Origin of the sequence: uncultured Thioclava sp., from assembly GCF_913064665.1 — a bacterium.
In the GTDB taxonomy this organism is placed as follows: Bacteria; Pseudomonadota; Alphaproteobacteria; order Rhodobacterales; family Rhodobacteraceae; genus Thioclava; species Thioclava arctica.
Genome location: NZ_CAJYBT010000007.1, coordinates 45623 through 71770, shown reverse-complemented (window position 1 = coordinate 71770; position 26148 = coordinate 45623). Strand labels below are relative to the sequence as shown.

The 26148-nt window shown below is 60.8% G+C and carries 23 protein-coding genes; 10 read left to right on the top strand and 13 right to left on the bottom strand.

What is annotated here, in order from left to right; genetic code table 11:
* Window positions 1-249: 249 nt before the first annotated feature.
* Window positions 250-1569, top strand: a complete 1320-nt coding sequence (locus QZ571_RS04500) for a DEAD/DEAH box helicase (protein WP_295532330.1) — start codon at window positions 250-252, stop codon at window positions 1567-1569.
* Here the strand turns inward: QZ571_RS04500 and QZ571_RS04495 are convergent.
* The 8 genes from QZ571_RS04495 to QZ571_RS04460 all read right to left on the bottom strand — a co-directional run bounded on the left by QZ571_RS04495 (window position 1566) and on the right by QZ571_RS04460 (window position 9838).
* Window positions 1566-2171 carry a DNA-3-methyladenine glycosylase I gene (locus QZ571_RS04495; RefSeq protein WP_295532328.1) on the bottom strand — a complete coding sequence of 202 codons (606 nt, stop codon included), beginning with the start codon at window positions 2169-2171 and terminating at the stop codon, window positions 1566-1568. The genes QZ571_RS04500 and QZ571_RS04495 overlap by 4 nt on opposite strands.
* A gap of 213 nt (window positions 2172-2384) precedes the next feature.
* Window positions 2385-3773 (bottom strand): TRAP transporter large permease, encoded by a 1389-nt coding sequence (locus tag QZ571_RS04490; protein ID WP_295532326.1) that lies wholly within the window; start codon window positions 3771-3773, stop codon window positions 2385-2387.
* Window positions 3774-3777: 4 nt separating this feature from the next.
* Window positions 3778-4458: a TRAP transporter small permease gene (locus tag QZ571_RS04485; RefSeq protein WP_295532324.1), complete on the bottom strand. Its 681-nt coding sequence runs from the start codon at window positions 4456-4458 to the stop codon at window positions 3778-3780.
* A 125-nt stretch (window positions 4459-4583) separates the two neighbouring features.
* The gene (locus QZ571_RS04480; RefSeq protein ID WP_295532322.1) at window positions 4584-5594 is read right to left on the bottom strand and encodes a DctP family TRAP transporter solute-binding subunit; all 1011 of its coding nucleotides are present in this window, start codon (window positions 5592-5594) and stop codon (window positions 4584-4586) included.
* Window positions 5595-6434: 840 nt separating this feature from the next.
* A complete protein-coding gene (locus QZ571_RS04475) occupies window positions 6435-7664 on the bottom strand; it encodes a sigma-54 dependent transcriptional regulator (RefSeq protein ID WP_295532320.1) in 1230 nt (409 codons plus the stop codon).
* Window positions 7661-8239, bottom strand: a complete 579-nt coding sequence (locus tag QZ571_RS04470; RefSeq protein WP_295532318.1) for an ATP-binding protein — start codon at window positions 8237-8239, stop codon at window positions 7661-7663. Before QZ571_RS04470 ends, QZ571_RS04475 begins: the two co-directional genes overlap by 4 nt.
* A 36-nt stretch (window positions 8240-8275) precedes the next feature.
* Window positions 8276-9319 (bottom strand): hypothetical protein, encoded by a 1044-nt coding sequence (locus QZ571_RS04465; protein WP_295532316.1) that lies wholly within the window; start codon window positions 9317-9319, stop codon window positions 8276-8278.
* A 78-nt stretch (window positions 9320-9397) separates the two neighbouring features.
* Complete coding sequence (locus tag QZ571_RS04460; protein ID WP_295532314.1) at window positions 9398-9838, bottom strand: GNAT family N-acetyltransferase; 441 nt, start codon at window positions 9836-9838, stop codon at window positions 9398-9400.
* 110 nt (window positions 9839-9948) lie between these two features.
* On the opposite strand from QZ571_RS04460, the gene QZ571_RS04455 reads away from it, so the two are divergent.
* Complete coding sequence (locus QZ571_RS04455; protein WP_295532312.1) at window positions 9949-11127, top strand: cytochrome P450; 1179 nt, start codon at window positions 9949-9951, stop codon at window positions 11125-11127.
* 179 nt (window positions 11128-11306) lie between these two features.
* Window positions 11307-12125, top strand: coding sequence for a ferredoxin--NADP reductase (locus QZ571_RS04450; protein ID WP_295532310.1), 819 nt, complete (start codon window positions 11307-11309; stop codon window positions 12123-12125).
* Window positions 12126-12158: 33 nt separating this feature from the next.
* On the opposite strand, the gene QZ571_RS04445 is transcribed toward QZ571_RS04450, so the two are convergent.
* Together QZ571_RS04445 and QZ571_RS04440 are read right to left on the bottom strand one after the other, a co-directional pair.
* A complete protein-coding gene (locus tag QZ571_RS04445) occupies window positions 12159-12839 on the bottom strand; it encodes an FAD-binding oxidoreductase (protein WP_295532308.1) in 681 nt (226 codons plus the stop codon).
* A gap of 133 nt (window positions 12840-12972) precedes the next feature.
* Window positions 12973-13836, bottom strand: a complete 864-nt coding sequence (locus QZ571_RS04440; protein ID WP_295532307.1) for a hypothetical protein — start codon at window positions 13834-13836, stop codon at window positions 12973-12975.
* Window positions 13837-14079: 243 nt separating this feature from the next.
* Between QZ571_RS04440 and infC the strand changes: the two genes are divergently transcribed.
* From infC to QZ571_RS04420, 4 genes are all read left to right on the top strand, one after another.
* On the top strand, window positions 14080-14622 hold the full coding sequence (gene infC, locus QZ571_RS04435; RefSeq protein WP_295532446.1) for a translation initiation factor IF-3: 543 nt from the start codon (window positions 14080-14082) through the stop codon (window positions 14620-14622).
* A gap of 1064 nt (window positions 14623-15686) precedes the next feature.
* Window positions 15687-18002, top strand: a complete 2316-nt coding sequence (locus QZ571_RS04430; protein WP_295532305.1) for a glycosyltransferase family 2 protein — start codon at window positions 15687-15689, stop codon at window positions 18000-18002.
* A 185-nt stretch (window positions 18003-18187) separates the two neighbouring features.
* Window positions 18188-19261 carry a glycosyltransferase family 2 protein gene (locus QZ571_RS04425; RefSeq protein ID WP_295532304.1) on the top strand — a complete coding sequence of 358 codons (1074 nt, stop codon included), beginning with the start codon at window positions 18188-18190 and terminating at the stop codon, window positions 19259-19261.
* Between the two features lie 150 nt (window positions 19262-19411).
* Window positions 19412-20350, top strand: a complete 939-nt coding sequence (locus QZ571_RS04420) for a phosphoadenosine phosphosulfate reductase (RefSeq protein WP_295532302.1) — start codon at window positions 19412-19414, stop codon at window positions 20348-20350.
* A 9-nt stretch (window positions 20351-20359) separates the two neighbouring features.
* Here QZ571_RS04420 and QZ571_RS04415 read toward each other — a convergent pair whose 3' ends face one another.
* Both QZ571_RS04415 and QZ571_RS04410 read right to left on the bottom strand, forming a co-directional pair.
* Window positions 20360-20698, bottom strand: a complete 339-nt coding sequence (locus tag QZ571_RS04415) for a hypothetical protein (protein ID WP_295532299.1) — start codon at window positions 20696-20698, stop codon at window positions 20360-20362.
* 73 nt (window positions 20699-20771) lie between these two features.
* The gene (locus tag QZ571_RS04410) at window positions 20772-20987 is read right to left on the bottom strand and encodes a hypothetical protein (protein ID WP_295532298.1); all 216 of its coding nucleotides are present in this window, start codon (window positions 20985-20987) and stop codon (window positions 20772-20774) included.
* A 199-nt stretch (window positions 20988-21186) separates the two neighbouring features.
* Between QZ571_RS04410 and pyrC the strand changes: the two genes are divergently transcribed.
* From pyrC to QZ571_RS04395, 3 genes are all read left to right on the top strand, one after another.
* Window positions 21187-22230: a dihydroorotase gene (gene pyrC / locus QZ571_RS04405; RefSeq protein ID WP_295532444.1), complete on the top strand. Its 1044-nt coding sequence runs from the start codon at window positions 21187-21189 to the stop codon at window positions 22228-22230.
* Window positions 22231-22337: 107 nt separating this feature from the next.
* Window positions 22338-23018, top strand: coding sequence for an orotate phosphoribosyltransferase (locus tag QZ571_RS04400; RefSeq protein ID WP_295532295.1), 681 nt, complete (start codon window positions 22338-22340; stop codon window positions 23016-23018).
* 226 nt (window positions 23019-23244) lie between these two features.
* Window positions 23245-24741 (top strand): replicative DNA helicase, encoded by a 1497-nt coding sequence (locus QZ571_RS04395; protein ID WP_295532293.1) that lies wholly within the window; start codon window positions 23245-23247, stop codon window positions 24739-24741.
* 14 nt (window positions 24742-24755) lie between these two features.
* On the opposite strand, the gene QZ571_RS04390 is transcribed toward QZ571_RS04395, so the two are convergent.
* Window positions 24756-26147: a peptidoglycan -binding protein gene (locus QZ571_RS04390; protein ID WP_295532291.1), complete on the bottom strand. Its 1392-nt coding sequence runs from the start codon at window positions 26145-26147 to the stop codon at window positions 24756-24758.
* Window position 26148 lies beyond the last annotated feature (1 nt).

Below are 26148 nucleotides of genomic sequence, written 5' to 3'. Positions count from 1 at the left end.
GGGGCTTGACTTTGCGTTCAAACTCCCCCATTTGACCCTCAATGGTTGCTGCGCTGCCGCGTGAGTAAGCCTGCGCCCCTCCCTTGAGGCGCATCAGCAACCGCCAAACTTCCGTTCCCCATCACGCAGGGTTCTCAAGGCAAACGGCGAAACGCGCCGCGCGCCACCAACCCTGTTGCCCGCCTCCCGCTAGATCGGGACGTGCAGCACATCGCGCGCGCCATTCCGGCACGCGCCAAAGGAATTATTTTGTCCGACTTTGCAACTCTTGGCCTTGCGCCGACCCTGATCGAAGCCCTCACCCGCGCGGGGCTCACCCATCCCACCCCGATCCAGCAGCGCGCGATCCCGCTCGCTCTGTCAGGGCGTGACGTGATGGGTCTGGCCCAGACCGGCACCGGCAAGACGCTGGCCTTTGGCCTGCCGCTGATCGATCAATTGCTGGCCGAACCTGGCAAGCCCGCTCCGAAAACCGTCAAGGCGCTGATCCTTGCCCCCACCCGTGAGCTGGTCAACCAGATCGCAGATCACCTCAAAAAGCTGACCGACGGCTCCAAGGTCAAGGTCGCAACCGTCGTCGGCGGCCAGTCGATCAACCGCCAAATCGGCCTGATGCATCGTGGCAATGACATTCTGGTGGCAACACCGGGCCGTCTGATCGACTTGATGGACCGCCGCGCGGTGGACCTGTCGACCGTGCGCTATCTGGTGCTTGATGAGGCCGACCAGATGCTCGACATGGGCTTTATCCATGCGCTGCGCCGGATCGCGCCGAAACTGGGCACGCCGCGCCAGACCATGCTGTTCTCGGCCACGATGCCCAAGCAGATGGATGAACTCTCGCGCGCCTATCTCACCAACCCCGAGCGCGTGCAGGTCACCCCGCCCGGCAAAGCCGCCGATAAAGTCACTCAATCGGTGCATTACCTCGATGGCAAGTCCGCAAAAGGCGACAAGCTGCGCGATATTCTGTCGGCTGATCTCAAAGCGTTGACGCTGGTGTTTTCGCGCACCAAACATGGCGCGGAAAAGCTGATGAAGGGGCTTGTGGCCGATGGCTATAACGCGGCCTCGATCCATGGCAACAAATCGCAAGGCCAGCGCGATCGCGCGATCAAGGCATTCCGCGACGGCACGATCAACGTGCTGGTGGCCACCGATGTCGCCGCGCGCGGGATCGACATTCCCGGCGTATCTTACGTGATCAACTTCGATCTGCCCGAAGTGCCCGACGCCTATGTACACCGGATCGGGCGCACCGCGCGTGCGGGTCGTGAAGGTGAGGCAATGTCCTTCTGCACACCCGAAGATGTGGACCTGCTGGTTCAGATCGAAAAGCTGATGAAGATCGAGATCCCGACCGCCTCTGGCGAGCGTCCCAACGCCGTCAATCGCCCCTCGGTGCGCAACCAGCGCGGCAAATCGGCGGGCAAATCCAGCGGCGGACGTCGTGGCAATGGGGGCAATGGGGGCGGCCAGAAATTCGGCGCACCCAAGGCCAATCACGGCGCTCCTGCCGGCGCACCCGGTCAGGCCAAACGCCGCCGCCCGCGCCGCACCGCCGCCTAAGGGCGAATGAATTCCGCGCGGGCAGCCTCTGCCCGCGCGTGATGACCACAGCCCGGCATATGATCATTGACCATCCCCATCGCCTGCATGAAGGCGTAAACGGTTGTCGGGCCAACGAATTTCCAACCATCCTTGCGCAACGCTTTTGACAGAGCCTCCGAGGCGGGTGTCTTGGCGGGCACGTCACCGGGCGCATGTTCGGGGTGACCCGGCGCGAAAGACCAGATCCATTTGGCAAGCGAACCTTCGCGCGCCACCACCGCTTGCGCGCGCGCCGCGTTGTTGATCACCGCTTCAATCTTGCCACGATGGCGCACGATGCCCGCATCCCCGAGCAGACGCAGAACATCCGCCTCGGTGTAGCGCGCCACTGTGTTGAAATCGAACCCGTCGAAAGCGGCGCGGAAATTCTCGCGCTTGGCGAGGATCGTGCGCCAGCTTAGTCCCGCCTGAAACCCTTCCAGACACAGCTTTTCAAATAGGCGGATGTCGTCGCTGACAGGATAGCCCCATTCATCGTCATGATAGGCGATATAGGGCTCCCAGCCTTCGCACCAAAAGCAGCGGTTCACCCCGTCAGGTCCGGTAAAAATGCGTGACATACAACCCCCTCTTCCCGCCTGAGCATCCTAACAAGACGCGCCCTGCTTGGCCACTCACGCAAGGGGGCGCTGCCCCCGTTTGCCTTCGGCAATCTCCCCCGGGATATTTAGATCAAGAGGAAGAGCAAACCCGTCCGCTATTCCAAATTCTGCAAATATCCCGGGGGGAGTCCGAAGGACGGGGGGCAGCGCCCCCCCTCCCCGGTTTGAGCGTTATTTCACCACTGTTTCCGGCCCCATCGCCATCATTGGCAAGAAGGTCGAAATGATCGGCACATAGGTGATCAGGATCAGGAAGACGAACAGCACTGCAAGGAAGGGAGCCGAAGCCTTAACCACCCGCATAATCGGCATCCCCGCCACGCCAGATGTGACGAACAGGTTGAGTCCCACCGGGGGCGTAATCATCCCGATCTCCATATTGACCACCATGATGATGCCCAGATGGATCGGGTCGACTCCCAGTTGGATCGCAATCGGGAAGACCAGCGGAGCGACGATCAGGATCAGGCCCGAGGGTTCCATAAACTGCCCGCCGATCAACAGGATCACATTCACGATCACGAGGAACATGATCTTGCCCAAGCCTGCACCCAGCAGCGCTTCGGTGATCTTTTGCGGGATCTGCTCGTCGGTGAGTACATGTTTGAGGATCAGCGCATTGGCGATGATGAACATCAGCGTGATCGTCAGCTTGCCCGCCTCAAATAGCGTGTCGCGCGTGCCCTTGTGCCAGATCACCTCGATCAGGGCCTGCGGGCGTTTGAGCAGGCTGATCTTGGTGTCGCCCTGATCGAGCGGCCCCATGTCGCGATAGATGAAATTCGCCACAATCCAGGCATAGACAGCGGCCACGGCGGCGGCCTCGGTCGGGGTAAAGATACCGCCGGTGATGCCTGGGATGCCGTACAGCCCGACCATGATAATCGCGATCAGCATCAGCCCCCAGAAGGCGTCGCGGAAGCTGGCCCAGACCTCGCCCCAGCCCTGCCACTCGCCTTTGGGCAATTTACGCCGGATCGCGATGAACAGGATCGTGGCCATCAGCATCGTGCCTGCCAGAAGGCCCGGAATGACCCCGGCCAAGAACATCCGACCGACCGACACATCGGTGGCCGAAGCATAGACCACCATCACGATCGAAGGCGGGATCAGGATGCCCAGCGTGCCTGCGTTACAAATCACGCCAGCGGCGAAATCCTTGGAATAGCCGACCTGACGCATCGCGGCGATCACGATCGAGCCGATGGCGACGACAGTCGCGGGGGACGATCCCGAGAGCGCCGCAAACAGCATACAGGCAAACACCCCCGCAATCGCAAGGCCACCGGGCAGATGCCCGACCACCGCGATGGCAAAGCGGATGATGCGTTTGGCCACGCCCCCCGTCGACATAAAGGACGAGGCGAGAATGAAAAACGGGATCGCCAGCAGCGTCGCGTGATTGTCCATCGCATCATATAGCGACTGCGCCACCGAGGCGAGCGAGGCATCCGAAAAGATTAGCAAAAACAGCGTCGAGGCCAGCCCCAGCGACACCGCAATCGGCACGCCCACCAGCATGAAGCCGATCACCATCAAGAACAGGAATAGGATATCCATGCGCTCAGTCTTCCTTGTTCATATGGGCGACATCGGCGATCTGATCCTCGGCCTCATGGCTGACAATCAAGGCCGTGCGGGAGCCGCGCATAATGCCAATACCCGCTTGGATAAAGCGAAACAGCAGCAGCGCGACACCGAAGGGCAAAATGAAATAGGGCAGGAAACGGGGCAGTTTGTCATAGGTTTCGCCGTCATTGACCCAGCCCTCAAGGAAGGACAAAAACTGCGGGAACGGCACCTGATCGGTCATGTAAAACGCGCGATCACGGGTCTGGATAAAGCCGGTCGGGAACCAGCGCCCACCGGTCTGATTGAGCCCGGCAAACGGGGCCCAGTAATCCCACGCCCCTTTGAGCAACAGGACCGCATATAAAATACACAAAGCCGCCGCCAAAAGCGCCATCGCCTTGCGGGGGCGCAGCGGCAGCATATTGATCACCGCATCTACACCCAGATGCGCCGTGACCTTGACCGCATAAGACATACCCAGCAACACCAGCCAGACAAACAAGATCAGCGTCACCTCTAACCCCCAGATCAGCGAGGAGTTGAACACATAGCGCAGCACCACGTTGACGAAGGTGATCAGCGTCATCATCCCAAGGATCAGCGCAATCGCGCCCTCTTCGATATGGTGGATCACATAGGACAAACGAGAGCGCGGCTCATAGCGCTGGGTCATGGGGTCACTCCGGTTCTGGTGGGCCCAAAGGCGACAGGCGCGCGCGTGTGTGGGGTCGCGCGCGCCTGAATATCCGGGCAAATCTGTTGGGGTTTGCCCGGAATACTTGGATCAATAAACTTCGATCAATGCTTGGCGTTGATCGCTTGAGCGGCGTCGATGTTTTCCTGACCGACATCGTCGGTGAACTCGGCCCAGACCGGCTTCATCACATCAACCCATTCTTGACGCTGCTCGGGGGTCAATTCGCGAATAACCCCACCCGCATCAAGGATCGCCTGCTTGGATTGCGCTTCGACATCGTTGATCGCGGCGTTGCGTTCTTTGGTGACCCCATGCAGAATCGTTGCAAGCTGGTCGCGCATCGCCGGGTCAAGGCTGTCCCACCAATCGACCGAGGTCACGACCATGTAATCCAGCAGACCGTGGTTGGTTTCGGTGGTGCCGTCCTGCACTTCGTAGAACTTCTGGCCATAAATGTTGGACCAGGTGTTTTCCTGACCATCCACAACGCCGGTTTGCAGCGCCCCATAAACTTCCGAAAACGCCATCGGCTGCGGGCTGGCCCCGAGCGCCTTCATCTGCGCAATCAGCACATCAGAGGGCTGCACACGGAACTTCAGACCCTTGGCATCGCCGGGCACCAGGAGCGGCTTGTTGGCCGAGAACTGCTTGAGGCCGGAATGCCAGAAATCAAGCCCTTGCAAGCCGCGCTTGACCATCGCGTTCTTCATCTCCTGCCCGGTTTCCGAGTTCTGGAACTCGTCCACAGCAGCCATGTTCTTGAACATGAAGGGCAGATCGAAGATGCGGTATTTCTTGGTGAAGGTCTCGAATTTCGACAGGCTGGGCGCGGCCATTTGCACATCGCCCTGCAACATCGCCTCAAGCACCTGATCGTCGTTATACAGCGTCGAGTTCGGATAGACCTCAACACAGGCCTTGCCGTCCATTTCCGCATTCACCCGCTTGGCAAACAGCGCCGCCGCGATGCCTTTGGGGTGCTTGTCGGTGTTGGTGACATGGCTGAACTTGATGACCATTTCGCCCGGATCGCATTTTGTGGGATCGGCCGAAGCGATCGAAGCCGAAGCCAGCAAAGCGAGCGCCGAAACGGCGGCGGTGAATGTCTTCATGATGTCCTCCCAGACGTGTTTTTTGTCGCGCACCGGTCCTCTCCGGCACTTATGCGCAGCAAAGAGCCACTGGCGCGCACGATCAACAGTTTCGTGAAGGTGATGTGACGCAGGAATAATTGGCTTAAAAAACATATCGTTAGAAGAAGTTCTATCGAACTCCGCACCAAGCCTTGTGCGAAATTCCGCACAGATCGATGTCTTGGGACGCGAATCTTCGCGCACTGCCCTCCGGTGGACGCGCGGAGATGAGATGAAGATCACAGGGTCGCAGTGTCGATGTCGTTTAGAGGTATCTGCCTTTGTTTTAATACACTTCGCAAACATCATTATTGCAGATATTGAAAGCGGAATTTCTTGCTATGCAATATTCAATGCAGTTGGCGTCAGAGCGTACAAGGCACATTTTAATTGTGACGTTTGCACTTTGCATGCTCAACTCTGTCATCCACATCTTCCCAGTGTCGCTGATCGCGACCTTCGGCCCTTATCCAAGCGATTTTAATCCTAGACTTTCTGGCGTGGCTGGAATGGGGTGGATGTCTGCTTTTGCAGATTGCCCTTAATCTTCTTCTCCTCGTCTTTATCTACGGGCGTGAACTATCTCGCTTTATACGAAAGAGACGAAGTGGCCTTTTGCTAAAGCGTTTTGAATACATTGGGTATTTTTGGAGGCGGTATTTTTTTTCGGCGGCGCTGGCTGTCTTTCTGGAGCCGGGAACTTCTCTGAACAACATTCGCCAAGCCAGATCTTCTTGGCGCCGACGCTAAACGTGTCTCAACTCGCATTCACCCTCTGTCCGCTCCGTTCAAATCATCAAGCTGAACATAAAGCGCCCGCTACCCCCGGTAATCCTCGGGTCGCAGCCCATGCCGGGCGAGCTTGTCGTAAAAGGTCTTGCGCGGGAGTTTGAGGGCGGCGGCGGCCTCGGTGGCGTTGCCTCCGGCATGCGCCAAGGCCTCGGCGAGAAGGGATTTCTCGACGCTCGCCATCCGTTCGTTCAGGCCCAGCGGTTGCGCCTGTGCGGTCTGCGCGCCCAAACCCATCGCAAAGCGCATCGCCTCGGACATCAGCGCGCGCGAATTGCCCGGCCAGTCGCGCGCCATCAGGGCCGCGCTCAGATCGGGGGGGATTTCGGGGATCGCCAGATTGGCCTGCTCGCAGGCGGTCGCGACATAGTGGCGAAACAGGTCGGGAATATCTTCGGGGCGCTGCGAGAGCGAGGGCACGCGCAGACGCAACGCCTCAAGGCGCCAATAGAGATCGGGGTGAAAGCGGCCCGCGCGCGCCTGCGCCCCCAGATCGCGATAGGTGCCTGCAATCAGGCGCGTGGCGGGGCGGGTTTCCAGCAGTTCGATCAGCGCGAATTGCGCGGGTTGGGGAAGATCGGCCACCTCATCAAGATACAGCGTGCCGCCCTCGGCCTGCGCGAACCCGGCCTCAAGCGCGCTGGCATCCAGCTCGGCGGCGGCGCGTTTCACAAAGGGGCGGCGCGCGTGAGTGGACAGCAGATGGATCACCTCGGCGATCTTGGAATTGCCCGCGCCGGGAGCGCCGGTGATCAGCACCTCCGCCCCCGAGCGCGCGGCGCGGCGGGCACTTTCGCGCAGCTCTTCGGCGACGGGCGAATGGCCCACCAAGATGCGCGCCGCCGCATCGCCGCGCTTGCCCTCACGCTTGAACAGCCGGGTCTCCATGACCCGCGCGCGCAGCTCCAGCGCCTTCTCAACAACGGCCAGCAAGTCCTTGCCTGAACAGGGTTTTTCCAGAAAATCAAAGGCCCCGCCCGCCATCGCACGCACCGCCATTGGCACATCACCCTCGCCCGTCAGCAAGATCACCGGCAGATCGGGATCGGCCTTTTGCACCAGATCGAGCAGTGCAAACCCGTCCTTGCCGGGCATGCGAATATCGGTCACCACCACGCCCTCGAAGGCTGGCCCGATATGGTCCTTGGCCTCGATATAGCTGCTGGCAAGCGTGGGCCGCAGCCCCGCCAGTTCCAGCGTCTGGCCCAGCGCCTCGCGCACCGCGCGATCATCATCGACAAACAACACCCGGCGGATCATAGGCTGCCTTCTCTTTGGGGGGCCTCGCGCAGATCGACGCTGAACACCGCCCCGCCCGTGGCCGCGTTTTCGCCGCGCAAACTGCCGCCAAACCCTTGCACCAGACCGTAGGAAATCGACAAACCAAGGCCAAGCCCTTCGGCACTGCCGACCTCTTTGGTGGAATAAAACGGGTCGAAAATGCGCGTCGGATCGGCGATGCCGGGGCCGGTATCGGCGACGGTCAAGCGAATGCGATCCTCAGCGCGCGAGATCGCGATGCTGAGGCGGCGCAGGGGCGCGCCCTCCATCGCATCCAGCGCATTCGAGATCAGATTGAGAACCACTTGGCTGAGGCGCACCTCGCCCCCCATCACGATGGCGGGAAAATCGGGGCGCTGCCATTGCACGCTCACCTCGCCCTGTTTGATGCGGGCATCCAGCATTTCCAACGCGCTTTCCACCACCGCCGCAAGACCGACACGGCGCGCAGGTTCGCTTTCCTGACGGGCGAAGGCGCGCAGGTTGCGGATGATGCGCCCCATCCGATGCGCCATGGCGGCGATGCGCCCCAAGGTTTCGCCCGCCTCTTGCATGCGCCCTCGCTCCAGCAGCAACTCAGCATTCTCGGCCTAAGAACTGATCGCCATCACGGGCTGGCTCAACTCGTGGCTGATGCACGACGACATCTGGCTCAGCGCCGCCAGCTTGCCCGCCTGCACCAATTCAGCCTGCGTGCGCCGTAATTCCTCGTTCGCGGCGCTCAATTCGGCGGTGCGCGCGGCGACGCGCATCTCAAGCGCGGCGTTGGCAAGCGCGAGGGCGCGCCTGCGCTCCCACAGCGCGAGCAGCACCGCCCCAAGCGCCAAAATCCCCGCCGCCGTCGATAGCGCCGCCAGCCGCGCCGAGCGCAGAACCGGATCCGCCAGCGCCAAGGCATGCCCCGTCATGTCAATCACCGGCAGCGCGCGCGTGACTTCCAGCCCCGGCCCTATAAGCGAGCCATGCCCCGAGATCACCATGCGCCCCGCCAACTGGCGCGTTACCCAAGGCGCGCGCGGCGCAATCGCACCTGCGGGATAGGATTGCGGATCGGGATGCGTGGCCCGCTCCGAGGTCAGCACCAGATCGGTGCGGTTGGTGAGAAAGCTGACACCGTCGCGATCAGTGAACCAGACCGGCACCGGGTTGCCGCGCCCCTCGGCCTCGACATCGCCCGCGCGCAAGCGCAGCCGCACAATCGCAATTACCCCGCCTTCGGGCGCAAAAACCGGCGCGGCAAAGGTAAACAGGCGCTGGCCCGTGGCGGGGTCGACGAAATGATCCGAGCCGGTAGCGCCTTGTACCGCACGCGTCAGCGCCCGCGAGATATCGACATGCGCGGGTGCGTCAGGCGGCCCGGCCAGCACCGCCCCATCGGGCGCGATCAGCCAGATGTCGCGCGCCCCCGCGTGATCGGCCAAGCGCTGCAAGGTCAGGCTGACGGCCTCATCGCGCCACGCGCCCCCCGCGCGCCCCTCTTGGGCAAAACTTTGCGCCAACGCCACCACATCGGGATGATCTGCCGCCAGCACCGCCACTTCGCGAAACTGCAACAGCGCCGCAACAAGCCGATCCGAGGCGAGACGCAGATCGGATGCGCCTTGCACCTCGATCCGCGCCAGCCCTTCACGCATCGAAATACGCCAGACTGAAAAAGACGCCGTCAAAGTCAGCGCCAGCCAAAGCAGTAGCAGGGTGACGCGCAGCCGCATCTAGAGCGGGAAGGTATAGAGGATGAAATCGGATGCCGGCGCGAAACGATCATATAGCTTACGCGCGGTAGCGTTGCCCTCTTGCGTGGCAAGGCGCACCGCTTCGATACCGCCCTTGCGTGCCGCGTCTTGCACATGCTCGATCAACGCGCGCCCGACGCCTTGACCGCGCGCCTCTGGGCTGGCGAACAAATCATGGATGTAGCACAAGCGCTGTCCCTTGAGCGGGCGCAAGATCACCTCCCAATGCACCAGGCCAAGTGCGGTGCCATCAGGCGCACGCGCCAACGCGCCCCGCAGCGCGCTGTGTTCATCGCAAAGCCAGTCCCAGACCGTGTCGAGCGCGGGTTCGGGGGCGCTTTTGTAAAACGAGCAATAGCCGCGAAACAACGGCTCCCAGTCGGCGCGATCGTTGGGCGTGATTTGGGTGATCTGAACCATGATATCCTCCGCTGCGCTTATTGGTGGCGCGGCAGACGCCAAAGTGCAAGCGCGAGGCTTGCAACAGGCGGGCGTCTCGGGCCAATTGGGGCCATGCAACTGGAGCCGATATGCAGACCCTGACCCAATCGCCGCTGGATGCGGAATTCGTGCAAAACCCCTATCCGTTTTATGACCGTGTGCGCGCGGCCGGCCCGTTCGTGCATTGGTCCCATTACAAGATGCCCGTCACGGCGCGCGCGGTTGTTGTGGGCGCGGCGCTGCGCGATCGACGTTTGGGGCGCGAAATCCCGGCAGAACATGCCCACCCCACACCGCCCCATCTTGAAGCGTTTTACGCGCTTGAGCGCCATTCGATGCTGGAACTTGAGGCCCCGCACCATACGCGCTTGCGCCGCTTGGTGGTGCGCGCCTTTACCTCGGGGCGGATCGCGGCACTTGCGCCCGATATCACCGCGCTATGTCATCGCCTGATTGACGACATGCCCGATGGTGGCGGTGATCTGCTGAAGCATTTTGCCAAGCCCCTGCCCGTGATCGTGATCGCGCGGTTGCTTGGCGTGCCCGAAACCGATGCGCCCGATCTGCTGGCGTGGTCCAATGCGATGGTGCAGATGTATCAGGCGCGCCGCAATGACGTGCTAGAGGCCGAGGCCACGCAAGCCGCGCAGGCTTTCACCGACTATCTGAGCGCGCTGATCGAGACACGGCGCAAAGCGCCCGGCGATGATCTGCTATCGGGTCTGATCGCAGTGCAGGAAGACGGCACCCATCTGAGCCGCGATGAGTTGATCGCAACGGTGGTCTTGCTGCTTAATGCCGGGCATGAAGCGACTGTGCATACCATTGGAAATGGCGTGAAAACCCTGCTGGAGCAGCGCGATGCGCCCCTGCTGGGCGAGGATCGCGTCGATGGCACACTGGAAGAAATCCTGCGTTTTGATCCGCCGCTGCATCTGTTTACCCGCTGGGCCTATGAAGATGTCAGCTTTCAGGGTGAGGTGATCAAGGCGGGCACTCAGATCGGGCTGCTGCTGGCCGGGGCCAATCGCGACCCCGACACCTGGGACCGTCCCAACACGTTCAATCCGACGCGCCCGGTAAAGACCAATTTCTCGTTCGGGGCGGGGACGCATTTCTGTATTGGCGCACCGCTCGCGCGTCTTGAGATGCGCATCGCACTGCCGATCCTGTTCGCACGCCTGCCCGCGATGCGCTTGGCCCAGCCGCCGCTTTATGGCGATCTGTATCATTTTCACGGGCTGGAGGCGCTGAACCTGCGCTACTGAACGGATTTCCATCCGCAACGCGCGCATGCGAATACTGTTTCGCGCCAAACGCTTTTCCCTGCGGCATTTCCCCGCTATCACCGGGGTTCTGGCGAGGTTTGCGCCAGATCAAGGAAGACCGAGCGGGAAACCCCGTATCCGGACCCGATAAGTTGTGTTGCGATTTTAAATCCTGAGCCATGAACGAGAGTGCCGTGAACGAGATTCCCAAGGTCAAGACCCTGCCCGATGCCCAGACCGTGACCGAGGTCACCCATTGGACCGACCGGCTGTTTTCCTTTCGCGTGAGCCGCCCGCAAAGCTTGCGCTTTCGCTCGGGTGAGTTCGTGATGATCGGGCTGATGGGCGATAATGGCAAACCCTTGCTGCGCGCCTATTCCATCGCCTCGCCCAACTGGGACGAAGAGCTGGAGTTTTATTCGATCAAGGTGCCCGATGGGCCGCTGACCTCAAAGCTGCAACATATCCAGCCGGGGGACGAGGTCATCCTGCGCCCCAAACCCGTGGGCACGCTGGTGCATGACGCGCTACTGCCGGGCAAGCGGGTGTGGTTTCTGGCCACTGGCACCGGGATTGCGCCCTTTGCCTCGCTGATGCGCGACCCCGAGACTTATGAGAAATTCGACGAGGTGGTGATGATGCATACCTGCCGCACCATCGAAGAGCTGGAATATGGTCGCCAACTGGTTGAGAACCTCGTCAATGACGAGCTGATCGGCGAGATGGTCGAGGGCAAGTTGAAATACTACCCCACCACCACGCGCGAAGAATTCCCCCATATGGGCCGCATCACCACGAACTTGGAGAACGGCAAGGTGTTCAAGGATCTCGGCATCGCGCCGATGGACCCGGCCACCGACCGCGCAATGGTCTGTGGCAGCCTTGCGTTCAACAAGGACGTGATGGCCGTGCTTGAAGGGTTCGGACTGCGCGAAGGCGCCAATTCCGAGCCGCGCGAATATGTGGTCGAAAAGGCATTCGTCGGCGAGGGCATCTAGGTCGGACTCAGGCGGTCGGCCCTTTTCGCGCCCTTAGCTGAAATCCTCGCGAATGATATCTGACTTGGCGATGCCGAAAGAAATCAACATTTCCTCGATATCATCGACCATCGCATCCGGACCGCAGATATAGAACGGCGCATTGGCGGCGGTTGCGTGATTGCGCAGGAAATGGCGGTCAATCTTTTCGTTTTGCACACCCGGCCCCGGATTGGCCTCATCCGTGACAAGCCAGATCGTTTCCAGCCCCTCCATCGCCTCGAACTCTTTGCGCAAGATGATGTCGGCCTCGGTTTTGTTGGAGAAAATCAGGGTCGACCCGCCCAATGCCCCCTCACGCAACAGGCGCGCGCGCAGGATTGCGATGAACGGCGTGATCCCTGCGCCGCCCGCAATGAACGTGCCGGGGCCCGCATCATGAATAGCGCCCCACGGGTCCGAGATTTGCACCTTTTCGCCCGGCTGCAGCGTCGCGATTTGCGCCGTGACGCCCTCATGGTCAGGATAGCTTTTGATAATGAAATCCAGCGTGTCGCCCTCACTGCCATTAACGGGCGTGAACGGGCGGGCCTGATCGCTCCAACCCTCGCGCATCAAGCTCAGATCGACCGCCTGACCGGGAGTGCACGACAGGTCTTTCGGGCGCTTGAAACGTAGGTGATGGGTGTCGTGGGTGACGGATGCGCGCGATTGCAAGGTTAGGTCATGTGTCATGGGGCTCTCCTTTGCTGTCATAGGACAACGCGCGCCAAGCCTGACACGTTCCTGCGCGCACCCTCGCTAAAACGGAAAACCCCGCGCAACCTGAATTGCGCGGGGCTTGGTTTCGCGTGCGACAGCGGGGGCGTTACATGCCCAAAGCCGAGCGCACCTGATCCAGCACACCCTTCACCAAAGCGGGATTGTTGCGCGCACTTTCAACGGCGGTTTTGAGCGGCATCTTGGTCGCAGCAGGCAGCGCCGAGTCGTCGATCATCTTCTCGACCATATCGGCGTCAAACCCGTCAACCGTGAGCGCCTTGGCGGCATCCATCACACCGGGCACCGCGCCCTCGCCCGTCGCTGCGGCATTGCTTTGCGCATTGGCGGCGGTGTCATTAGCGGTTTGCGATGCGGTTTCCGCCGCATTGGTCGCAGCCGAGGCCGCATCTGCAGCCGCATTGGCGGCGTTGGTGGCGGCTTCGGCGGCAGATGTGGCGGCACTCGCGGCCCCCTCGGTCACCGAATCATCGGCATTCACCGTCGCTTGCGAGGCCGCGTTGGCGGCGGCATTGGCGGCATCGGTAGCGGCTTGCGCAGCTTGCGTTGCGGCATCGGCTGCCTCACTGGCGGCATCCGTGGCGCTTTGCGTTGCGGCATCAACCGTGGCCTTTGCAGCATCGCTGGCCGCTTGCGAGGCATCGCCCGCAGCCGCAGCCGCCTTATCCGCAGCCGTCTTGGCCGCATCCACTGCCGTTTTTGCCCCGTCAGCCGCCGATTGCGCCGCCTCACTGGTGGCATCAACCGCTGCATTCACGCCGTCTTTGGTGGATTGCGCGGCATCGCCAACGGCCTGTTTGGCGCCGTCGATCACTGAGCCGGGCGTTGTTTGCCCGCTTGTCTGCGCCTCTGGCGCGGCGGGGGGCATCGGATTTTGCGAAGTGGTGACAAAAACGGCAACGGCCGCAACGATCACAATGGCCGCAATAGCATAGCCTACATTCTTATTCATGGTGAAATCCCTCTTACTCAACTGACACTAATATTATGCACATACTTATGTCAGCGCGCTAAGATTGCCAAACGCAACCTCCCAAAACGGGCCGGTTTCCCACCGCTCTGCGCGCGCAAACCCGCCAATCTTGACAACGCGCATCCCTGCAGCCCGGTTCCCAACGCTTTGCGGTTGAAAGCCAAGGCGCGTAGGACTATGTTTTGCGCCTGAAATCATATTGGCTACAGAAGGATTCCCACCATAGCCCGCAGACCGCATAACGCCCCGCCGACCCGCGACACCGGACCCCGTGTCAATGGCCGTATCCGTTCGAACGAAATTCGCCTGATTGGGGCAGAGGGCGAGAATGTCGGCGTTGTGACGCCGCGCGAAGCGATGAGCATGGCCGAAGAGGCCGGTCTCGACTTGGTGGAAATCTCTCCCAATGCCGACCCGCCGGTCTGCAAAATCATGGATTTTGGCAAGTTCAAATATGAACAGCAAAAGCGCGAAGCCGAAGCCCGCAAAAAGCAAAAGATCATCGAGATCAAAGAGGTCAAGTTCCGGCCCGGTACCGATGTGCATGATTACGAAGTGAAAATGCGCAACGTGATCAAGTTCCTCGAGAATGGCGACAAGGTGAAAGTCACCCTGCGCTTCCGGGGCCGCGAGATGGCACACCAGAACCTTGGCCTTGAGCTGCTCAACCGCGTGCGCGACGATGTAGGCGAGTTGGGCAAGGTTGAATCGATGCCCCGTCTTGAGGGCCGCCAAATGGTGATGATGATCGGCTCGACGCGCTAAGACCGATCCAGTCTGAAATCGACAAAGCCCTCCCCATTTCGGGAGGGCTTTTTCATGGGCGCAGGCACGTGAGAGTCAGCCGGAAAGAGCCGCGCGCTTGATCAAGACGCGTTTGTTTTTGGCGTGACGCTCAATTTGCCCAAATCCCTGCGCGAGACATTGAATAGCTTGGAAATCTCATTCAGCGCAGGCTTCGGGATCGCGTCCAGCGCCTGATCTCTCAGAAACAGGCTTTCGCTTGGCACGCCGTTTGAAACGGCCACTCCATGGCGCTCTAGCTATGAAGTTGTCAAAGGTGCCGTCAGTTTGCGGCAAATCCAGCGAGACTCTCGTTGATAACACTCCCGTTGAGCAACGAGTCTGCCGCCCTCCCCCTGAAACTGCGCGTGTCTCGATCACTGTTTCCACTGATGTGTCAATGACAGAGGGCTGGGCGCACTTGAGACGGTTTTCAAACAATCCGTTAGGACGTCCCCTCGTGCGCCACGCATCACGCATCACCCGGATCAACAGCCTTGAGAAAAATTAAAGCGCCGCGGGAGGGAGACCCGCGGCGCATTTAGGGGAAAGACAAGGGAGAACGTCTATCCTCTGATCGGGTCCAATTGGCCGAAGCCGCGATTGGGAGATCTAGGACCCGATGCACTGATTGATATGGGAGTATCTCTGTGCTGAGATTGATTTATGTCAAAAACCACGCGGATGAAACTGCGACAAACTGTTCCGCGGGTCACGTTTCTGACAGAGTGGAGTGAGCCCTGCGTGAGATTTCCCCAGTTTTCTTGCAAATCCATGGAAACGCGGCGCAATTCTCGCCAAGAGCGCGGCGCAATGTCGCAGTTCCTGCCTTGCGCCACGCGCCTTTGACGCCCGCAAACTTGCGCCGGGCTGGAGTGCCAGTCGCACTCGTCCCGCAAGCTGCGCAGAGATACCTTTATTCTGCCGCCGTCTTGACCGCGGCGCTGCCAAATTCACATGAAACACATGCCCCACACCCCCACGCGCGGGCTTCGCGACAGCACATGCGCATGTTAGGACAGCATAAAGTCGAGCAAGAGGTTTTTATGGGCGAGCACCGCGTGATCCGGCGAAAGATGCACTCACAGGCTGGCATCGGGACTGGTCCTGCGCTGCTGGATACGGTGGGATGGATGCAAGATGGCACCCCGCAGCTGCGCGCCTTTTTCGCCCGCCCCTCAGCCCCCGAGCAGTTCATCGACACGCCAATCGCCGGTGCCGCCCGTCTGATCGAGGCGCGCGGTGTCGCAGGAGCCACGATGACCGTGCTGGCCCCCGACGCCCCCGGCCCCACCCAGATTGCGCTGCGCGGCGATGACGGGGCTCAGGTGCTGATGCCGCTCAACCCCGCCGCGCCCGATTGGGATATTTTTGAGGGGCGCAACTGCCTGTTTGGCCAGCGCCTTGAGGAAAGCGTCGAAACCGTGCTGGATTGGCTAAGCTGGCATCACGATCACCATGGGGCAACGGGGGCGGTGATCTTGAACCGCGCCCCGCCCGATAGCCCTGCTGGCAGCCCCGCTGATTTTGCCAAAGCGCTGCAAGAGGGGATGGATCTGCGCGAGCTGGATTTGCCGGTCGTGCTGCTGGAATGTGACTTGCCGTTGGGCAAGCCCGATCAAGGCCCAGAATCACACGTCTTTTTGGCTCCCGACGCACCGGGCAAAGACCGGATGGAGCCGCCCGCCCCCGATCCCTGGCGCGCCCCCTTGGGCGAGGCGCTGGTGTTTGAGATCGTCAAATGGCGCTTTTTTGCCAAGGCGGCGGCGGTGTTGATCCTCGATGTCACCGACCTGCTGCGCCCGCATGATCACACCAGCCCCACCGCGTTTGAGGCCGCGCAGGCCGCCGAAAACGGGGTGATCCTGCTGGCGGGTCACCGGATTTATCCTTGGCGCGTGCGTGAGGGCGCGTCCGAGCGTTTCCCCGATCACATCTGCCGCCCCTTCGATGCGCGCCGCGGCATTGCGCGCTGGGGATGCGCGCCTGCCAAAGCGGGTCTCGAAAGCACCTGGCGGCTGCTGCGCGTCAGCTATGCCAAGCCCGATCCGGGGCTGATCTACGGCTTCTGGCGCGCGATGGCGATTCGTGTGCCGGGCGTGTCGGCGGCGGAACTGGTGCCCAAGACCTCATTGGTCGAAGATGCCCAGCTGTTGGAGCTATCCAAGCAGGTCTGGGGCCATAAGCCGATCCGCCCGCCCGTGTCCAAAATCAAGGCGGCCCCGAAAAAGGCGCTCCATGCCGGGCGCACCGCGATCATCACCACGATGAAAAACGAAGGGCCCTTCATTCTAGAATGGCTGGCCTATCACCGCGCGATCGGGGTCGATGATTTCCTGATCTACACCAATGATTGCACCGACGGCACCGACACAATGCTGGACCTGCTGGAACGCAAGGGGATCGTGGCGCATCGTGAAAACCCGTTTCGCACGATGGTGGATATGAAGCCCCAGCACGCGGCCCTCGCCGCAGCGGAAAACGAGCCGATGATCCAGAATGCTGGCTGGTCGATCTGCATGGATGTGGATGAGTTCATCGATATCAAGATCGGTGATGGCACCCTGCCGGCACTGTATAAGGCGTTGGGCGAAGCGAATATGATTTCGCTGACATGGCGGCTCTTTGGCAATGATGACGTGCATCATTTCGAGGATCGCTTTATCACCGAACAATTCACCCGCTGCGCCCCCGAAGTCGTGCGCAAACCCCATCAGGCGTGGGGGTTCAAGACACTGTTTCGCAATGTCGATCTGTATAAAAAGCTGGGTGTGCATCGCCCCAAGGGGTTGGTGCCCGACCTGTGGGATCAGGTGAAATGGCTCAACGGGTCAGGCAAGCCGATGCCGCGTGAGATGTTTCGCAATGGCTGGCGCTCAACGCTGGACACTTACGGCTATGATTGGGTCCAGCTCAATCATTACGCGGTGCGCTCGGCGGAAAGTTTTCTGGTGAAACGCGACCGCGGCCGGGTGAACCATGTCGATCGGGACCAAGGGCTGAATTACTGGTTTCGCATGAACCACAATGCGCAGCTCGAAACCTCGATCCAGCGCATGCTGCCCGCCGCCAAGGCCGCGTTCGACCGGATGATGGCTGACCCCGAAATCGCCGCCGCACATGCCCATAGCGTTGCCTGCCACCGCGCCAAAATAGCGGAACTGATGGCGCGCCCCGATCAGGCAGAATTTTACGCCACGCTCACCTCGCAACGCTTTGAAAAACTCTCAACGCTGCTGACGCATTTCGGCTCTGCGGTGTTCAATGTCGGGCCCCATGTGATCCCGGAGGATCTGCATCTGCGCGACCTCCCGCGCGATTTCTTTTTCACCGTGGATCCGCCCGATGAGGCGGCACACTAAGGACGGCTCTCTGGATCGTGCGTGGGGACGCTCCGCGGGGAGTATTTAGGGGCTAGATGAAATGTGGATCTTGGGTTTCATCTAGCGCTAAATACTCCCGCCGGAGGCACTCCGAACCAGGCCAAGAACGCGACGGCGCGCCTTTCGCGCTTGCGCGCGCAGATGGGGGCGGGCATCTTGAGCGCATGCGCGCCCTTGCCATCACCTCCGTCAAGAACGAAGCGGCTTTCCTATTGGAATGGCTGGCCCATCACCGCACTGTCGGGTTTACAGATTTCCTTGTCTTCTCAAATGATTGCTCGGACGGCACGGCCGAGATGCTGGATCGTCTCGCGCAGTTAGGCTGGCTCACGCATCAACCCAATCCCGGCCCTTGGAACGCGGGGCCGCAATGGGATGCGCTCAAAGCCGCTGACCGCCATCCGCTGAAGGCCAGTGCCGATTGGATCGCAGTGCTGGATGTTGATGAGTTCGTTACGATCAAGACTGGCGATGGCACGTTGGGCGCATTGATTTCAGCCTGCGCACCGGCCACGGCGATTGCGATGACATGGCGGCTTTTTGGCAATTGCAGCAAGGTCGCGTTTGAGGATGCGCCTATCACCGAGCAATTCACCCGCGCCGCACCTGTTGGTATGCTTTGGCCGTGGCGCGCGTCGATGTTCAAGACCCTGTTTGCCAATGATGGCACCTATGGCAAGTTGGGGGTGCATCGGCCGCGTTCGCCCAATAGCGCGCGGCTGAAATCCGCGCTTTGGGTGGATGGGTCGGGACGCAAATTGCCCCCGCTCTATCAGCGCCAGAAGCTCTTTACGCCGCTGGGGAGCGATCCTTACGCGTTGGTGCAGCTCAATCACTACGCCTTGGGCGCGATGGAAAGTTATATCGTGAAATGTGATCGCGGCCGGGCCAATCGTGAGTCCGGGGCTTTTGATCTGTCTTATTGGGTGGAGCGCAATTTCTGCGACGATCGCGACACCTCTGCGGCGCGCTATGCGGGGCCTGCGGGGGCGTTGCGCACGGAATTGATGGCCGACCCGGAACTCGCGGCCCTTCATGCGCGTGCGGTCGCCTGGCGCATGGAGAGATTCGCGCAATTGATGCTGGAGGAACCCTATCGCGCGGTTTTTGGGCGGCTGCTGTTAACGCCGCCGAGCCGCCCGCTGGCGCCCGACGCGATGCAGCGCATGGTCACATTGGGTCTGCGCGCGAATGATGCCAAGAACGAAACAAAGCTGGCGAAGCAAGAGGATAGCTAGAGGGCACGACAACAATCCGCGACAATTCCCCCTAACTCCCTCATTTGTGCCCGGTTGAGGTAATGTTACATTAACCTAAATACGGTTTTGATCGAAGGACAGGCAAACTTCGATCGGATGCGGCGAATGAACAAGGACGAGCAGTTAACAATGGCGAATCTCAGCGAAAGCGAATGGAGCGCACGGCTCGAAGAAATGGCCGAGGAGACGGGCTATTTTGAACCGCTGGGGGGCGCGCATAGCGTCTTTTTTCATGACGACAGCCCGGTCTTGCTGGTGACGTTTGAAACACGCGCAGGGATTCGCGCCGATGGCGGCGATCAGTTGCCGCGCGGATACCGAATTGCGCGCGGGGCGGGGTTTTCGTCGCTGACGCTGATCTGCGATCATGACAGTTGGTTTCGCGACCCCGCTGTTTATGCCTATTTCGACCGCCTCGTCGATGAGGCGTTCTTCGAAGATTTCGACCGCGTGGTGTTTTACGGCGCGGGCCCGTGCGGCTATGCAGCCGCCGCCTTTTCGGTTGTCGCCCCCGGTGCCACGGTGGTTGCGCTGCAACCCCAAGCCACGCTTGATCCTGAGATTGCGGGATGGGATGATCGGTTTCGCGAAATGCGGCGCACCTCGTTTACCGATCGTTACGGATTTGCGCCGGAAATGCTGGAAGGGGTCGGGCAGGCATTTATCGTTTATGACCCGCTCCAAAGCCTTGATGCGATGCATGCCGCCCTGTTTGCCCGCCCTTGCGTGTCTTTGATGGCTTGTCGCAACATCGGTGCAAACGTCGAATGGATGCTGCGCGGGATGACCATTCTCGACGACATTCTGATTGCCGCCTGCCACGGAGAGTTGGACCACCAGAAATTCTGGAAACTCTATCGCGCACGGCGCAATCTGGCGCGTTTCTTGCGCCAGATTACCGCGCGGCTCAGCGATCAAAAACGCCCCTATCTTGAGGCATTGGTCTGTCGCAACGTAGCGCGCCGATTGAACGGGCCACGCTTTCGCGCGCGCCTCGGCGTGCTTGAGGCCGAACTGGCGGAACAGGGCATCACCCTGCCCGATCCCGCAAAGATCGGCGCGATTTAAGCAAATATCTCAGGCGTTTGAGGCCGGTGGCTCTGATGCCTCTTCGGGATCGTCCGCGACATCAATCTCTGAAATATGGGTGCGCACGCGACGCCGAGCATCTTTCGCGACCTGCGCCAGAACAACCTCATGCGGCACGAAAACCGGCGCTGGCGTGAAAGGTTCGACCACGGCGGCCATGTGGATGCCCAAAGCATCAAGCGCCGCAATCAGGGGCTTGTCCGCGCGCACCAGCAAGCGGTCATTATCAAGCTGGCAGGGCGCGTGGAACTGGCCCACGCAGAGCGCTGCGAGCACAAGATCGCCGCGCAATTCTGTAAGGGTTTCGGGCGTAGGACTTGCGGGCATCGGAGCCTCCGATCACTGAGTGTTCAAACCCAGACTATCGCGCGCCTCTGCCCAATCAAGCAAGCCCAGTTGTTCAGCAGTAAAAGCGGTCGCGGAACACGTGGCGCACGATCCCCTCGCGGGTGATCCCCATGGCGGCAAGTTCGGCATCTGTTTTCGCTTCGAGACGGGCGACTTCTTCTTGGCGCGACTGACGCTCCATGAAATGCATGAACCCTTCGGCAAAGCCGTGAACCAGCTTGCTGAGAATCGATTGTTCGCCACGTGCATTGGTGGTGATGAAAGCCATTGGAAACCTCCTGAAGTGTTGCTGTGTCAGGTCGTTTCCTCCCTGCGTCCAGAGATAGGTCAGCTTCGCTGTCCAGACCACCGCCAATCCCGCATTGCCGCCATGCACGCGCTGCAGTGCGGCGTAAACACATCCCTAAGAGCGGCGCCTATTGGCGCAGAATCTCTGGATTTGCCAGCGCGCGCGCGCTATGGGCTTGATCATGAACACACTCACGATCCCCCGCCCCGACGATTGGCACCTGCATCTGCGCGATGGTGCGATGCTGCAAGGCATCATCGGCGAAAGCGCGCGCGATTTCGCCCGCGCGATCATCATGCCCAATCTTGTGCCCCCGGTGGTCACGGGCGCGCAAGCCGCGGCCTATCGCGACCGCATTCTGGCCGCCCTGCCAGAGGGGGCCGCGTTTGAGCCGCTGATGACGCTCTATCTGACTGAAGATACCGATCCCGCCGATGTGGCCGCTGCCGCCGCTTCGGGGCTGATCAAGGCGGTGAAACTCTATCCCGCAGGCGCCACGACCAATTCGGATTCGGGCGTGCGCAATTTCGACAAGGTGCGCCCGGTTTTTGAGAAGATGGCCGAGATCGGCTTGCCGCTCTGCACACATGGCGAAGTTACCACGCCAGATGTCGATATTTTTGACCGCGAGTCGGTGTTCATCGACAGCGTTCTGGACCCGATCCGGCGCGCCACGCCCGGTCTGCGTGTCGTGATGGAACATGTGACCACCAAAGACGGCATCGACTATGTCGCCGCGCAAGGCGCGGATATGGGCGCCACGATCACCACCCACCACCTGATTATCAACCGCAACCATATCCTCGTGGGTGGGATCAAGCCGCATTACTATTGCCTGCCCGTCGCCAAACGCGAGCATCACCGCCGCGCCTTGGTCGAAGCCGCGACCTCGGGCAACCCGCATTTCTTCCTGGGCACCGACAGCGCGCCCCATTCCGACCCGGCCAAGGAAAGCGCCTGTGGCTGTGCGGGCTGCTTCACCGCCACCAATACGATGCCGCTTCTGGCGCATATCTTCGAGGCCGAGGGGCGGCTCGATGCGCTGGCCGCCTTTGCCAGCGAAAACGGCCCGCGTTTTTATGGTCTGCCGGTGAACGAGGCGACGCTGAGCCTGCACAAAAGCGAGCACCCCGCAACATGGCCCGCCAAGATCAACACCGGCGCGGGCCCCGTCACCCTGTTCGATCCGGGCTTCCCGGTCTATTGGCATGTAAAGAACTGAGTTTCATCTAGCCTGAAATACTCCCGCCGGAGGCTCCTGTCCGATCTGTGGGACGCTCCGCGGGGAGTATTTGGCGCTAGATGAAACCCACGCAAAAGGACAAAGCGATGATCCCCAGCACCTATCCCGCCCGCGAAGAAATTGCGCGCCTCACGGCCCGGATGCTTCTGGAAATCGAGGCGGTGCATTTCAACGCCGATGAGCCCTTTACGCTCGCCTCCGGCCTGCCCTCGCCGACCTATATCGATTGCCGCAAACTGATTTCGTTTCCCCGTATCCGCTCGACCTTGATGGATTTTCTGACCGTGACGGTGATGCGCGATGCCGGGTTTGAGGCGTTTGACAATATCGCGGGTGGCGAGACGGCGGGCATTCCCTTTGCCGCGATGGTGGCCGAACGCATGGCGCTGCCGATGACCTATGTGCGCAAGAAACCAAAGGGCTACGGGCGCAATGCCCGCATCGAGGGCGCAATGAGCGAAGGCCAGCGCGTGCTGCTGGTCGAGGATTTGACCACTGATGGCGGCTCAAAACTGAGCTTTGTCGATGCGATCCGCGAGACCGGCGCGACGTGCGGGCATACTGCGGTGATCTTCTATTACGGAATCTTTCCCGAAACCGTGCCGAACCTGCGCGAGCATGGCGTCGAGCTGCATCATCTATGCACCTGGTGGGACGTTCTGGCAGAGGCGCGCGATCAGGGCAGCTTCAGCAAGGACACGCTGGACGAGGTCGAAGCGTTTTTGACCGCGCCGCGTGCTTGGCAGGATGCGCGCAAGGGCGCATAGCGCGCGCGAATTTCTTGTGGATAAAACTGTGGACCGCTTGGGGGTAATTCTCCTGCGAATCTGTGATGGGCGCAGGCTGCCACCAAATGTGGTAGGGTCGAGGACACATGCCGCTTGATCTCGGCCGCAAGACAGACTTCACCCGCAGTTTTCCACATATTTATCCAGATACCCAAAGCGTCCCGCTCTCGTTAGAAGGGCGCAAGAACAACCGGGAGCAGGGCCTATGAACGATCAAACAAACCGACCCGATGAAAGCGCACCCGGCATCGAAGCTGCCCCCGCCCCGCCCCATAATATTGAGGCGGAACAACAGCTTCTGGGCGCGATCCTGACCAATAACGACATTTATGACCGCATCGCCTCGGTGATCAAACCCGAGCACTTCTACGAGCCGGTGCATCAGCGCATCTACGAGGTCGCCACCGCCAAGATTCAGAAAAACGCGCTGGCCTCGCCGGTCACGCTGAAAGCCTATCTTGAGGATGACGAGGGTCTCAAAGAGCTGGGCGGACCGGCCTATCTCGCGCGCATCGCGGGGGCGGCGATCTCGGCGCATGCGGCGCGCGATTACGCGGTGATGATCTATGAGATGGCGGTGCGGCGCGGGCTGATCGAGCTGGGCGGTGATATTGCCTCGCGTGCGGCACGCCCCACGATCGACGATGACGACCCGAAAATCCAGATCTCCGAGGCCGAGCAACGCCTTTACACCTTGGCCGAGGAAGGTCAGGCGCAAAAGGGCTGGACCTCGTTCCTGTCAGCGGTGACCGAGGCCGTGCAGTCGGCCAATGCCGCCTATCAGCGCGATGGCGGGTTGGCGGGCGTGTCCACCGGGTTGATTGATCTGGACAAGAAGCTGGGTGGTTTGCACCCCTCCGATCTGCTGATCCTTGCGGGGCGTCCCTCGATGGGTAAGACCTCACTGGCCACCAATATCGCGTTCAACATCGCCAAAGCCTATAAGCGCGGGCGGCGGTATGACGGGCAGGAAGGTGCGGTCGAAGGCGGCGTCGTAGGCTTCTTCAGTCTCGAAATGAGCGCCGAGCAATTGGCGGCGCGGATCTTGTCGGAAGCCTCGGAAGTGCCCTCGGAACGCATCCGGCGCGGCGACATGTCCGAGGGCGAATTCCGCCGCTTCGTCGAGGCCGCCAAGTCGCTCGAAACCTGCCCGCTTTACGTCGACGACACGCCTGCCCTGCCTATCGGTCAGGTGGCTGCGCGCTGTCGTCGTCTCAAGCGCACCTCGGGGCTGGATGTGGTGATCGTGGACTACCTGCAGCTGCTGCGCGGCACCGGACGGGGCGACAACCGCGTGCAGGAAATTGGTGAGATTTCGATGGGTCTAAAAGCCATCGCAAAAGAGCTGCATATCCCGGTGATCGCGCTGTCACAGCTTAGCCGGACGGTCGAAAGCCGCGAGGATAAACGCCCGCAACTCAGTGACTTGCGCGAATCCGGCTCGATCGAGCAAGACGCCGATGTGGTGATGTTCGTCTATCGCGACGAGTATTATCACGAACGCCTCAAGCCACAGGAAGACGACCCGAAATTCGCCGAATGGCTGCAAAAAGCCGAACGCGTGCATGGCAAGGCCGAGGTGATCTTGGGCAAGCAGCGCCACGGGCCAATCGGCACGGTGGATCTGTCGTTTGAAAGCCAGTTCACCCGCTTTGGCAACCTCGCGCGGCAATATCAAGGCGATGGCGGCGACGCCTTCTGATTGGCTCGCCTGCCTTAGCGCTCCGTCAGCTTCAATTCGATCCGGCGATTTTGCGCGCGCGCCTCGGGGGTGTCGGCTGTATTGACCGGGTCGAATTGCGCAAATCCGGCGGCGGCGAGGCGCTGGGGCGGAAAGCCAAGACTGTCCACCATATATTTCACCACCGACAGCGCGCGGGCCTGGCTGAGTTCCCAGTTATCCTTGAACTGGCCCGTGCCCGACAGCGGCGTGTCATCGGTGTGCCCATCAACGCGGATGATCCACGGAATATCGCCGGGAATTTCCGAGCGCAGTTGATCGAGCAGCCCCGTCACCTGCTTGATCTGCGCCTTGCCCGCATCTGACAGCGTGGCTGACCCTGCCGGGAACAGCACTTCGGAAGAGAACACGAACCGATCGCCCTCGACCTTTACGCCCGAGCGGCCCTTGAGCAGCTGCGACAGCTTACCGAAAAACTCCGAACGATAGTTTTGCAGATCCTTCGCCTCGGCCTCGGCCTTTTTGCGCGCGGCCTCTTCCAGATCGGCACGTTTCTTTTGTTCTGACGCGGCGCGAGCAAGAGCTGCGTTCAACTGCTGGCCCAGATTATCCAGTTGCACCTTAGAGGCGGCATCCTTTTGCTGCGCCTCATCGAGCACCGATTGCAGCTGCGCCAATTGCGTGCTCAGTGCCGCAACCTGCTGATTGAGCAGCGCCACTTTTTTGGCGGCATCATCCGAGATCTGCGTCTGTTCCTGCAGCGCCTTTTGCGCGGTCGCCTTTAGCGCGGCCTGTTTCTCGGCCTCGCTAAGCTGCTGATTAAGCTGAGATTCGATGTCTTTCTTTGCGGTTTGTGCGGCGGCCAGAAGGGTCAACGTGTCTTCCGCCTTTTTGCGCGCCTCTTCCAGTTGCAGTGTCATCGCCGCCACCGCATCGCCCGATTGCGTCAGCTTGGTGCGCAGATCGGCAATGGTTTCCTTGCTGAGGCGGATCTCGTCGGCCTTGGCGGTGGCATCGCTTTGCGCCGCGTCACGTTGCCCGATCAACTGCGCGACGCGGGCCTCGAATTCGGTGATCTTCTGACCCGCTGCGTCAAGGGCAGCCTTGCGATCAGCCAGTTGCGAGGTCAGCGTCGCGATCAGCGAATTTTGCTGATCGGCGGCGTCGCGGGCATCTTCCAACTCGCCCGTCAGGCGCTGCGTGCGCGTCTGTTGCAGCGACAGCGCGCGCGCCAGATTGCTGACCTGTTCATTCAGCGCCACCAGTTCACCCTCTTTGGTGCTCAGGGTGTCGCGCAGAACCGATTGCACGATCATGAAGATCGACAGCACAAACATCAGCACCAACAACAGTGCCGTCATCGCATCGACAAAGCCGGGCCAGATATTGCCCGAGAACCGGTTGTTATTGCGCCGCGCCAAGGCCATG